Annotated in this window: 10 protein-coding genes and 1 riboswitch; of the genes, 4 read left to right on the top strand and 6 right to left on the bottom strand. The window is 60.9% G+C overall.

The features are described 5' to 3' along the window. Genes dhaL through FHU12_RS25580 form a run of 3 tightly spaced genes read right to left on the bottom strand, consistent with a single transcriptional unit; the run spans position 1 to position 2865 of the window. Positions 1-633 carry a dihydroxyacetone kinase subunit DhaL gene (dhaL, locus tag FHU12_RS25590; RefSeq protein ID WP_141972521.1) on the bottom strand — a complete coding sequence of 211 codons (633 nt, stop codon included), beginning with the start codon at positions 631-633 and terminating at the stop codon, positions 1-3. A gap of 9 nt (positions 634-642) precedes the next feature. Next, positions 643-1713 (bottom strand): dihydroxyacetone kinase subunit DhaK, encoded by a 1071-nt coding sequence (gene dhaK / locus FHU12_RS25585; RefSeq protein WP_141972518.1) that lies wholly within the window; start codon positions 1711-1713, stop codon positions 643-645. Positions 1714-1764: 51 nt separating this feature from the next. Next, positions 1765-2865, bottom strand: a complete 1101-nt coding sequence (locus FHU12_RS25580) for a glycerol dehydrogenase (protein ID WP_141972516.1) — start codon at positions 2863-2865, stop codon at positions 1765-1767. 353 nt (positions 2866-3218) lie between these two features. Here FHU12_RS25580 and FHU12_RS25575 point away from each other — a divergent pair, with 353 nt between their 5' ends. Then, positions 3219-3887, top strand: a complete 669-nt coding sequence (locus FHU12_RS25575; protein WP_049198472.1) for a DUF1190 family protein — start codon at positions 3219-3221, stop codon at positions 3885-3887. A gap of 3 nt (positions 3888-3890) precedes the next feature. Further along, positions 3891-5051 carry a glutathionylspermidine synthase family protein gene (locus FHU12_RS25570; RefSeq protein WP_025304316.1) on the top strand — a complete coding sequence of 387 codons (1161 nt, stop codon included), beginning with the start codon at positions 3891-3893 and terminating at the stop codon, positions 5049-5051. Positions 5052-5782: 731 nt separating this feature from the next. Here FHU12_RS25570 and ygiD read toward each other — a convergent pair. Continuing rightward, positions 5783-6565, bottom strand: a complete 783-nt coding sequence (ygiD, locus tag FHU12_RS25565) for a 4,5-DOPA-extradiol-dioxygenase (protein WP_060434584.1) — start codon at positions 6563-6565, stop codon at positions 5783-5785. Between the two features lie 325 nt (positions 6566-6890). Here ygiD and FHU12_RS25560 point away from each other — a divergent pair, with 325 nt between their 5' ends. Beyond that, positions 6891-8423, top strand: coding sequence for an alkaline phosphatase (locus FHU12_RS25560; protein WP_141972514.1), 1533 nt, complete (start codon positions 6891-6893; stop codon positions 8421-8423). 53 nt (positions 8424-8476) lie between these two features. On the opposite strand, the gene ribB is transcribed toward FHU12_RS25560, so the two are convergent. Continuing rightward, positions 8477-9130, bottom strand: coding sequence for a 3,4-dihydroxy-2-butanone-4-phosphate synthase (ribB, locus tag FHU12_RS25555; protein WP_004937218.1), 654 nt, complete (start codon positions 9128-9130; stop codon positions 8477-8479). Positions 9131-9239: 109 nt separating this feature from the next. Beyond that, a riboswitch (FMN riboswitch) is annotated at positions 9240-9400 on the bottom strand. Positions 9401-9544: 144 nt separating this feature from the next. On the opposite strand from ribB, the gene ubiK reads away from it, so the two are divergent. Continuing rightward, positions 9545-9820 (top strand): ubiquinone biosynthesis accessory factor UbiK, encoded by a 276-nt coding sequence (gene ubiK, locus FHU12_RS25550; protein WP_141972512.1) that lies wholly within the window; start codon positions 9545-9547, stop codon positions 9818-9820. Positions 9821-9871: 51 nt separating this feature from the next. On the opposite strand, the gene hldE is transcribed toward ubiK, so the two are convergent. Continuing rightward, the gene (hldE, locus tag FHU12_RS25545) at positions 9872-11302 is read right to left on the bottom strand and encodes a bifunctional D-glycero-beta-D-manno-heptose-7-phosphate kinase/D-glycero-beta-D-manno-heptose 1-phosphate adenylyltransferase HldE (protein ID WP_141972510.1); all 1431 of its coding nucleotides are present in this window, start codon (positions 11300-11302) and stop codon (positions 9872-9874) included. Position 11303: the final 1 nt, after the last annotated feature.

Here is an 11303-nt window from a genome sequence, read left to right as displayed (position 1 = left end):
CTAACTACCGGCGACCTCGGCCAGCGTTTTCATCATCAGCATCACCGAAGTGGCGCCGGGATCCTGGTGGCCGATGCTGCGCTCGCCCAGGTAACTGGCTCGCCCTTTGCGCGCCTGCATGGTAATGGTGCTCTCCACCGCCCGCTCGGCGCTGTCGGCGGCGCGCTGCAGCGCCTCCGCCACGCTCAGGTTCTGCTGCGCGGACTGGCCAAGGCTTTCCACCACCGGCCACCAGACGTCGCACATGGTTTTGTCGCCCGGCTCCGCCTTACCGCGCATCACCACGCCGTCAACCCCTTCCTGCATCACCTGCTGCAGCTCTGCCAGATCCAGACTTTGCTTGGCGTTCGCCGCCTGCGCCGCGCGGATGAAGAAGGTGCCGAACAGCGGGCCGCTGGCGCCACCCACGCTCGACAGCAGCGTCATACCGGTGTTTTTCAGAATGAAGCCGATGTCTTTGTCTGCCACCGACGGCAGCTTTTCCACCACCTTGTTGAAACCGCGATTCATATTCAAACCGTGGTCAGCATCGCCGATCTCGGTATCGAGCTGGGTCAGAAAGTCGCGTTCCCGGCTGAACACCTCGCCGCAACGCATCAGCCAATCGACGACCTGTTGTTTGGTCAACGCCATGATGCCTCCTCAGCAACCCCAACGCAGCGCAGGCGTTTTCACCGGCGCATCCCACAAGGACAACAGCTCGTCGTCCACGTTCAACAACGTGATGGACACGCCCTGCATATCGAGCGAGGTGCAATATGAACCCACCAGGTTGCGTTCAATAATGATGCCCGCCTCGGCGCAGCGTTCCGCCAATCGATGATAGACGCCATACAGCTCGGACAGCGGCGTGGCGCCCAGGTTGTTGACCAACGCGATCACCCGATCGCCGCGCGTCAGCGGCTGCTTGGTCTGCATCTCGTCGCGCCACTCGCCCTGCTGACGATCCCACACGCGGATCGTGCGCTGATAGTGGCCGTGGTCGATCAGCGTATGGAACATGTCGTCCACCGCCGCGTTGAGCGTGGTGAACGGGCGACGCGCAATGCCCGGCTCGCCGTGAATGCCGACGCCGAACTCCATCTCGTTCTCCATCAGGGTGAACGACGGTTTGCCGGCGGCAGGGACGGTACAAGCACCCAGTGCAATGCCGATCGAATGCCCGTGGTTGTTGATGCGATGCCCCAGCGTCACCACGCTGTCCAGATCGTCGCCGCGCGCTGCGGCGGCGCCCAGCAGTTTCTCCATCAGCACGGTGTTAGCCACCCCGCGTCGCCCAGCGGTGAACAGGCTGTCTTTGACCGCCACGTCGTCATCCACCAGCACCGTCGCCACCGCGACGCCGCTGTCGTGCAGCAGTTCGGTGGCGGTTTCGAAGTTGAGCACGTCGCCGGTGTAGTTCTTAATCAGCAGCAACACGCCGGCGCCGCCGTCGATCGCCTGACCGCACTCGTACATTTTATCCGGCGTCGGCGAGGTGAAAATCTCGCCCGGACAGGCGCCGTCGAGCATCCCTTCGCCGACGAAACCGCAGTGCATCGGCTCGTGGCCGCTACCGCCGCCGGACAGGATCGCCACCTTGCCCGCCACCGGCGCGTCGGCGCGAGTCACGAACACCGGATCCGCATGCACCAGCAACTCGGGATGGGCCTCCGCCAGCCCCTGCAACTGCTCTTCCAACACCGACTCGACCTGATTAATCAGTTTTTTCACGATGATTTCCTCTGTAAGCCCAGGGGCGCGGCGCACCGTGCCCCAACGGTATCAATGACGCTGCAGCCAGGCGGCGCCCAACCTGTCCGCCGTCAGGATCGCCGCCTGCACGCCCGCAGGGGTGACCTTGAACGGCATGTTGTGAATGGTTTCGCCGGCGGCGCAGCTGGCCTCGGCCACCGCCATCATCTTCGCCGTCGCATCGCCGGTGACGCCCATCTGCGCCAGCGTGATCGGCAGGCCGATGCCATGACAAAACGCCAGTACGGTTTCAATCTGCGCCATCGGGCTGTTCTGCAGCACCAGCTGCGCCAGGGTGCCGAACGCCACTTTTTCACCGTGATACAGGTGGTGACACTCTTCCAGCACGGTGAAACCGTTGTGAATGGCGTGCGCCGCCGCCAGCCCGCTGCTCTCGAAGCCGATGCCGCTCAGATAGGTATTGGCCTCAATAATGCGTTCCACCGCTTCCGTTACCACGCCGGCCTCGACCGCCAGTTTGGCCTTCACCCCCTCAGCCAGCAGCGTGTCATAGCACAGCCGCGCCAGACTGAGCGCCGCCAGCGTCGATTTTCCGCCGGCCATGCTGGTGGCCTGCGCGTCGAAGCAGGCCTGCGCTTCGAAATAGGTGGAGAGCGCGTCGCCCATGCCGGCTACCAGCAGGCGCACCGGCGCTTTGGCGATGATGGCGCTGTCCATCACCACCATGTCCGGGTTGCGCGGGTAGATCAGGTACTCGGCGAATTCGCCCTGTTCGGTGTAGAGAACCGACAGCGCGCTGGTCGGCGCATCAGTGGAAGCGATGGTGGGAATGAGCACCACCGGCAGCTGCTGGTAATGCGCGACGGCCTTGGCGGTGTCGAGCGTCTTGCCGCCGCCGACGCCGATCACCCCGCGGCAACCGTGGGCCTGCAACTCATGGCCGAGTCGGTCTATCTCTTTGCGGCAGCACTCTCCGTTGAAGCGGGCCGCGTGATGTTTCACGCCGTGCTGCTGCAGGCTGCCCATCAGGGTGTCGCCCGCCAGCTGCAGCACGAAGTCGTCGGCGATCACCAGATAATGATCGGCGAGGGATTTGGCGTATTCGCCAACGGCGGCCAGCGCATTGGCGCCCTGAATGTATTTGCCTGGTGACTGGATGATTCTCAACATAACCGGATCCTTGTAGGGAGTTGGCGATGGTAACGTTCAGATATCAGGTGATGACGCGCCGACTTCGCCGTCGGCTTGTTGTTGTGCTTCGACTATGAGCGCCTGCCGCCCGCCTGGCGAGCTTCGCGATTTTTGTTCCATTATGGAACATCATCATAGCGATAACGTTTCATGATGAAACGCTAACGCGCGTTTTTTCGCCGCGAAAGCGAACTGGCGCACACCCCAACGTATAACTGCGTAAAGAGTGGATTCTACGGGCGTTTCAGCTTTAATTTTGACCATGTTTCCCCTATCCTTAGCGCCACTACTGGGAAAGGGCGAAAACAGCCCGCATGATGGGATTGATAACGATGAAACGGACAAAAAACATCAACCAAGAGACGTTCCGCAAATCCTGGCGCAGCTACCGTGTCGCGCCCGTGGCCTTGGCGATCAGCGCCGTCTTTATGCTGGCCGGCTGCGAAAAGAGTGATGAAACGGTCTCCCTGTATCAGAATGCCGATGACTGTTCGCGCGCCAATCCTTCGATGAGCGAGCAGTGCACCACCGCCTACAACAGCGCCCTGAAAGAAGCGGCGAAAACCGCACCGAAATACGCTACCCGCGAAGACTGCGTCGCCGAGTTCGGCGAAGCGCAGTGCACCCAGGCGCCGGCTCCGGCGCAGGCCGGCATGGCGGCAGAATCGCAAAGCAGCGGCAGCTTCTGGATGCCGCTGATGGCGGGCTACATGATGGGCCGCCTGATGGGGGGTTCCGGCTTCGCTCAGCAGCCGCTGTTCACCTCCAAGAACGCCGCCAGCCCGGCGAACGGCAAGTTTGTCGACGCCAGCGGCAAAAGCTACGGCCCGGCCACCGCCGGCGGCCGCACCATGACGGTGCCGAAAACCGCCATGGCGCCAAAGCCTGCGGTCACCAACACCGTGACCCGCGGTGGCTTCGGCGAGACCGTGGCCAAGCAGACCAGCATGCAGCGCAGCAGCGCCACCTCCAACTCCGGCTCTCGCAGCATGGGCGGTTGATGCATGAAACGTATTGCCATTACCGAGCGCCCGGACTGGCGCGAAAAAGCAACCGAGTTCGGTTTCCGTTTCCACACCATGTACGGCGAGCCGTACTGGTGTGAAGACGCCTATTACCAGTTCACGCTGGCGCAGATTGAAGAGATCGAAAACGCCACCGCCGAGCTGCACCAGATGTGCCTGCAGGTGGTGGAGAAAGTGGTCGGCAGCGACGAGCTGATGGCCAAGTTCTGCATCCCGAAACACACCTGGGAGTTCGTGCGCAGCTCCTGGCGCACCAACCAGCCGTCGCTGTATTCGCGTCTCGATCTGGCCTACGACGGCGTCAACCCGCCGAAGCTGCTGGAGAACAACGCCGATACGCCAACCTCGCTGTATGAGGCGGCCTTCTTCCAGTGGCTGTGGCTGGAAGACCAGATCAACGCCGGCAAGCTGGATCCGGAATCGGATCAGTACAACAGCCTGCAGGAGAAGCTGATCGAGCGTTTCGCCGAGCTGAAAGCGCATCACGGCTTCGGCCTGTTGCACCTGGCCTGCTGCCAGGACAGCGAAGAAGATCGCGGCACGGTGCAATATCTGCAGGACTGCGCGCAGGAAGCCGGTCTGCCGACCGAGTTCCTGTTCATGGAAGAGATTGGCCTCGGCGAGAAAGGCCAGTTTACCGATCTGCAGGATCAGGTGATCGGCAACCTGTTCAAGCTCTACCCGTGGGAATTCATGCTGCGCGAGATGTTCTCCACCAAGCTCGAAGACGCCGGCGTGCGCTGGCTGGAGCCGGCCTGGAAGAGCATCATCTCCAACAAGGCGCTGCTGCCGCTGCTGTGGGAAATGTTCCCGAACCACCCGAATCTGTTGCCGGCTTATTTCGCGCAAGACGATCATCCGCCGATGGATCATTACGTCACCAAGCCGCTGTTCTCACGCGAAGGCGCCAATATCCAGATCGTCGAAAACGGTCAGGAAGTGGCGCGCGTCGATGGGCCGTACGGTGAAGAAGGCATGATCGTGCAGCAGTTCCATCCGCTGCCGAAGTTCGAAGACAGCTACACGCTGATCGGCAGCTGGCTGGTGAACGATCAACCCTGCGGCATCGGCCTGCGCGAAGATCGCGAACTGATCACGCAGGATCTGTCGCGCTTCTATCCACACACCATCCTCGGCTGATCGCCCCGCTGAAAACAAAAACGCCAGTCAGTTAAGCCTGACTGGCATTTTTTATCCATCCTCTGGGCGTTCTGTGCAGGGGAATTGCCGTAAAACCCTCGCATTTCTCTGATGCCCTAGCGAACGGCAATTGTAGGGGCCGATGGCGCGGCCCCTACACCCGCGCCTTTGCTTAACACCGCCTGTCCGCTGCGCGAATACCCTCGCCGCGTCTGCGTTGTCGGGCGGGTCGGCTGCGACAAACGTCCCTGTTAGTCTCGCCTCAACCGGCCTTCCCTGGCCGGTTGCCCCTGACAACGCCGTCTTGCTCGGCAGCCGGTGATGCGCGCCTAAGGTCAACACCCGAGCTGGCAGCTACCGGGCAACCGGTCGCTTATGAGGTTATGGCAGAGAAGCTGGAGATGAATGCGGTGTTGAGCGCCCTCGAAGACGTCGAACGCAGTCGCGATGCATAGGCGAAACCGCTATGGACGGCGGTTTCAGGCGAGACAGGCAGGGACGCCTGTCGTAGCCGGCCGTGATGCGGCGCGATGAAGTGAGAGTCGTTGGCGCAGCCAACCGTCTGATAGGGCAAAGGCGCGGGTTGCCAGGGGCCGCGCCTTCGGCCCCTGGCTCGGTCGAGGTGCGTGAGCCACATGGCGCATCTCATCTTTATCGACCGAAAACTGCACAAATACGTTCAGAAAAATGCTAACTGACAAGCATTACAGTCTCTGACCGGCGTTTTTTCTTTACCCTACCTGCACCGACAGCATACTCAGCGCCCCCATTTCGATACCGTCGATCGGCACGCTGATGGCTTCTTTGCCATCCCAGCCGCCGAGCACGTACAGCAACGGCAGATAATGCTCCGGCGTCGGATTCGACAACGCCGCGCCCTCATGGCGCATGAAATCCACCAGCGGGTGGTTGTCGCCCCGATAGCGCAGGTTATCCCGGACAAAGTTATTGAATGATTCCGCCCACGGGTAGGCGCTGGTATCGCCCTGCCATTTCACCATGCGCAGGTTGTGCACCACGTTGCCGCTGGCGACGATCATCACGCCCTCGTCCCGCAGCGCGGCAAGTTTGCGGCCCAGCTCATAGTGATAGGCCGCCGACTGTGTGCCGTCGACGCTGAGCTGCACCACCGGAATATCAGCATCGGGATACATTTTGATCAATACGCCCCAGGTACCGTGATCCAATCCCCACTCGCCGAGATCCGCCGTTACCGGCACCGGCGCCAGGATTTGCTGCAGCTGCGTAGCCAGCGCGGGAGAGCCCGGCGCCGGATAGCGGGTATCAAACAGCGCCTGCGGGAACCCGCCGAAGTCGTGAATGGTTTTGGGTTTTTCCATCGCGGTGACCGCAGTGCCGCGGGTGTACCAATGCGCGGAAACCGCCACGATCGCCTTCGGACGCGGCAATGACTCACCCAACGCACGCCATGCCCGGGTGTAACGGTTGTCTTCCAGCACGTTCATCGGGCTACCGTGGCCAAGAAACAGTGCAGGCATACGAGAGGTGTTCATAGGGGGATCCTTAGTTCAAATTGTGCTATGGCGTTACATTACGCGCTTTGACGCAGCAACACAGCCGGATAACCGTGATGAAGATATTCAATAAATTTGAAATAAAAGCCGAAAAAATAGGCTGGCAAACAAAAAGTTAAAAAATGCATATTTTTCAAATAATTAATAATCAACGTGAATACCATGGCATTACTGCCACACAGATCTAATTTGTGAACAATTTATGTACTCTTTGTTAACACAATCTATACACTCCTCCTTCAGTCGACAGGGTGTTGGCAGCCCGTCGGCGCTACGGGAATCACGTCTCACCAAGGAGGAATTCATGTTCAGACTCACACTGGCAACCCGCCTGGCGCTTTCCATGACCTTGTTCGCCACGGGGGCAGTCGCCGCCGACGCGGTGGACAACGCGCCGCTGACGCAGCGCGAAGACCCTTACTTCCTTCAGGCGCAAGCCCAGCTGCAACAGCGGCTGAAGCAGACGCCAAACACCAACCGTGCCAAAAACGTCATTCTGGTGGTCGGCGACGGCATGGGATTTTCCACCGTGACCGCCGCCCGCATTTTTGAAGGGCAGCAGCGCGGCGTGGACGGTGAGTCCAACGTGCTGGCCTGGGAGGCCTTCCCCTATCTGGCAGCGGCCAAAACCTACTCCGCCGACGCCCAAATCACCGACTCCGCGCCCAGCGCAGTGGCGATGACTACCGGCGTCAAAACCATCAACGATCTGATGGGCCTCAACCATACGGCTGCCCTCAATAATTGCGAGGACCAGCAAACCAAGGCCGTCACCACGCTGTGGGAGATGGCCGCAACGCTCGGCATGGCCACCGGCGCCGTGACGACCGCGACCATCACCCACGCCACGCCGGGCGCGACCTATGCCCATATCGCCAACCGCGATTGGGAGTCCGACGCAAAAATGCCGGCAGCGGCCCTGGCCGCAGGCTGCCGCGACATCGCGCGCCAACTGGTGGAAATGAAGTACGGCAACGGCCTCAACGTGGCAATGGGCGGTGGGCGCGCCAACTTCCTGCCCGACAGCGTGAGCGACCCGGAATACCCCGGCAAAACAGGCGCCAGAAAGGATGGCCGCGATCTGACGCAGGCCTGGCTACAACGCTATGGCGAGCGAGGGCAATACGTATGGAATCAGGCGCAGTTCGATAAAATCGAGCCGGGTAAGGTCGACCACCTGTTGGCCCTGTTCGAGCCATCACACATGAACTTCGAGCACGATCGGCGGCAAGACGCGGCGGGAGAGCCTTCGCTGGCGGAAATGACCGGTAAGGCCATCGATATTTTGGCCAGGAATCCCGAAGGCTACCTGCTGTTGGTGGAGGGCGGACGCATCGATCACGGCAGCCATAACGGTAACGCCTACCGCACGCTGAGCGACGCGGTCGCGCTGAACGAAGCGGTGAAAACCATCGTCGACAAGGTCAATCTGGACGAGACCCTGGTGATCGTAACCGGCGATCACAGCCACACGCTGACCATCGCCGGCTATGCCAAGCGAGGCAATCCCATCCTCGGCATTTCCGTCGGCGTCGACGGCAAACCACGGCTGGGCAGCGACGGCAAGCCTTACACCACCGTCGGCTTCGCCAATGGCCCCGGCGGCACAATCCCGCTGGCCGAACGCCCGACATTGACCATGGAGCAGGCCACCGCGCCCGACTTTATTCAGCCGGCGCTGGTGCCGCTGAAAAGCGAGACGCATGGCGGGGAAGATCTCGGCATCTACGCCATCGGCCCCTGGGCCCATCTGTTCCAGGGTACGGTAGAAGAGAACTACACTTTCCACGTGATGAATTACGCCAGCCGCATCGGCGAACGCCTGTCAAAACGGTAGCCACAAAAAAAGCCGCGTAACGCGGCTTTTTTATCGTTGAAACCGGCTGGCTATCAGCTGGCTTTTTTCTCGTGCGCCTGGCGGTAGGCCACCAGATCTTCGATGGTCAGCACCACCATGTCGTGCTGTTTGGCGAAGGTAATCACTTCCGGCGCATGCGCCATGCTGCCATCGTCGTTGGTCAGTTCACACAGCACGCCGGCAGGTTTAAAACCGGCCATGGAAACCAGATCGATGGTCGCTTCGGTGTGGCCGCGACGGCTCAGCACGCCGCCCGGCTGCGCACGCAGCGGGAACACGTGGCCCGGACGGTTCAGGTCGCTCGGCTTGGCGCTGTCTGCCACCGCCGCGCGGATGGTGGTCAGGCGATCGGAAGCGGAAACCCCGGTGGTCACGCCCTGCGCCGCTTCGATGGTCACGGTAAAGGCGGTCTGGAACTGGCTGGAGTTGTTGGTCACCATCATCGGCAGTTCAAGCTGCTGACGGCGTTCTTCGGTGATGCACAGGCACACGATACCGCTGCCGTGGCGAATGGTCAGCGCCATCTGCTCAACGGTCATGGTTTCCGCGGCGAAGATCATATCACCTTCGTTTTCACGGTTTTCATCATCGAGCACCATTACGCCGCGCCCGTTGCGCAGTGCGTCAATCGCGCGTTCAACGCGTTCTGTCGGCGTGCCGAAGTCTGAAAGTAGCGTCTGATTCATGGTAAAAAACCTCATTAAAAATTATGGATTACCAGAACCAGGGCGATCTTGAGGAGTAGCTAGCAATAGCTAAAAAAATAACGCAAGCGGGCGCATGCCCGGCAGATACCGTTACTCTCTCCCATCCGGACTATAACCGTCGGCCCCGGAATTACACCGGATCTGCTGACCTCTAACCGGCCCTGACAGGCTGGCTGAGCGCTCGCGGGCTTTCACCGTAGAAGGTGATTTACCGCCGGTGGGGACTTTCACCCCGCCCTGAGAATAAGCAGGATGACTATAACGCTAATGGGTAGGCAGGGCAATTGGCAAAAGCACAATTCGGCCACGCGCGGCGAATGCGCTTAAGGGTTTATCCGGCGGGCAACTCGCATTACACTAGCGGCAGCTATTAAACTCTGAAAGGGATACGCCATGATTGACCCGAAAAAAATTGAACAAATCGCACGCCAGGTTCATGAGTCCATGCCTAAAGGCGTTCGTGAATTCGGGGAAGACGTTGAGAAAAAAATCCGTCAGGTCCTGCAGTCGCAGCTGACCCGCCTGGATTTGGTTAACCGCGAAGAGTTCGACGTGCAGACTCAGGTGCTGCTGCGCACCCGCGAGAAGCTGGCGCTGTTGGAACAGCGCATGGCCGAGCTGGAAAGCAAGCTGAGCGCGGTGCCGGCGGCCAAGCAGGAAGACGAGTAATTCCCGCCAAGGGCGCGCACCGCGCGCCCTTGTTCTTTACGTCGCCCAGCGTTAGCCGCGCCCGTCTTTGATCGCTTTGATGATGTTGGTGGTCGACAGGCCGTCTTCAAAGTTCAGCACTTTGACATCGCCGCCGTTGGCCCACACTTCCGCACTGCCGGCAATCTCTTCCGGTTTGTAATCGCCGCCTTTCACCAGCAGATCCGGCAGAATGTCGGCGATCAAGCGCTGCGGCGTGTCCTCTTCGAACGGCACCACCCAATCCACCGCTTCCAGCGCGCCCAGCACGATCATGCGATTCTCCAGCGCGTTGACCGGGCGTGTTTCCCCTTTCAGGCGCTTGGTCGACGCATCGCTGTTCACCGCCACGATCAGGCGATCGCCCAGCTTGCGGGCGTTGGCCAGATAAGACACGTGGCCGGCATGCAGAATGTCGAAGATGCCGTTGGTCATCACCACTTTCTCGCCACGTTGACGCGCCTGCGCCACGGCGTTTTTCAACTGCGCTTCGGTCATCACGCCAAAACCGGTTTCGGCCCGGCCGCGCACCGCGTTTTCCAGCTCGATAGGCGACACGGTGGAGGTACCTAGCTTGCCCACCACCACGCCAGCGGCGGCGTTGGCCAGGAAACAGGACTCTTCCAGCGAGTTACCGGCGGCCAGCGAGGCGGCCAGCACGCCGATCACCGTGTCGCCGGCGCCGGTCACATCAAATACTTCCTGCGCCTGGGTCGGCAAGTGCAGCGGTTCAACGCCCGGCTGCAGCAGCGTCATACCGTGTTCTGAACGAGTGACCAGCAGCGCCGACAGCTCGAAATCCGCCACCAGCTTCATGCCGCGTTCCACCAGTTCGGCTTCATCCTTGCAGTGGCCCACCACTGCTTCGAACTCGGACAGGTTCGGCGTCAGCAGCGTCGCACCGCGATAGCGCTCGAAATCGGAGCCTTTCGGATCGATCAGCACCGGCACCTTGGCGGCGCGCGCCAATTGGATCATGCCCTGCACCTGGCTGAGCGCGCCCTTGGCGTAATCGGACAGCACCAACGCCCCGATCTGCGGCAACGCCTGCTGAATGCGCTCCAGCATCGGCTGCGGATCGACGTTGGAGAAGCCTTCTTCGAAGTCGAGACGGATCAGCTGCTGGTTGCGCGACAGCACGCGCAACTTGGTGATGGTCGGATGGGTCGGCACCGAGACGAAATCGCAGCGCACGTTGACTTCATTCAGCTTGGCGCTCAGCGCCCGCGCCGCATCGTCAATGCCGGTCAGGCCCACCAAGCGGGAAGTGGCGCCCAGCGAAGCGATGTTCATCGCTACGTTAGCCGCGCCGCCGGGACGCTCTTCGATGGTATCGACCTTGACCACCGGCACCGGGGCTTCCGGTGAAATGCGGCTGGTCGGCCCATACCAATAGCGATCCAACATGACGTCACCGACCACCAGCACACCGGCGCGGCGAAAATCAGGCAGCGTAACTTTCATC

The organism is Serratia marcescens (genome assembly GCF_006715005.1).
Lineage (GTDB): Bacteria > Pseudomonadota > Gammaproteobacteria > Enterobacterales > Enterobacteriaceae > Serratia > Serratia montpellierensis.
Note: the sequence above shows the minus strand (reverse complement) of the source record. Positions and strands in the feature narration are given on the sequence as shown.

Bases quoted from the DNA above. Each gene is read 5' to 3' on its own strand.
- FHU12_RS25560 (WP_141972514.1), top strand. From the start codon at position 6,891: ATGTTCAGACTCACACTGGCAACCCGCCTGGCGCTTTCCATGACCTTG.
- FHU12_RS25575 (WP_049198472.1), top strand. From the start codon at position 3,219: ATGAAACGGACAAAAAACATCAACCAAGAGACGTTCCGCAAATCCTGG.
- ygiD (WP_060434584.1), bottom strand. From the start codon at position 6,565: ATGAACACCTCTCGTATGCCTGCACTGTTTCTTGGCCACGGTAGCCCG.
- ubiK (WP_141972512.1), top strand. From the start codon at position 9,545: ATGATTGACCCGAAAAAAATTGAACAAATCGCACGCCAGGTTCATGAG.
- dhaL (WP_141972521.1), bottom strand. From the start codon at position 633: ATGGCGTTGACCAAACAACAGGTCGTCGATTGGCTGATGCGTTGCGGC.
- ribB (WP_004937218.1), bottom strand. From the start codon at position 9,130: ATGAATCAGACGCTACTTTCAGACTTCGGCACGCCGACAGAACGCGTT.
- hldE (WP_141972510.1), bottom strand. From the start codon at position 11,302: ATGAAAGTTACGCTGCCTGATTTTCGCCGCGCCGGTGTGCTGGTGGTC.
- FHU12_RS25570 (WP_025304316.1), top strand. From the start codon at position 3,891: ATGAAACGTATTGCCATTACCGAGCGCCCGGACTGGCGCGAAAAAGCA.
- FHU12_RS25580 (WP_141972516.1), bottom strand. From the start codon at position 2,865: ATGTTGAGAATCATCCAGTCACCAGGCAAATACATTCAGGGCGCCAAT.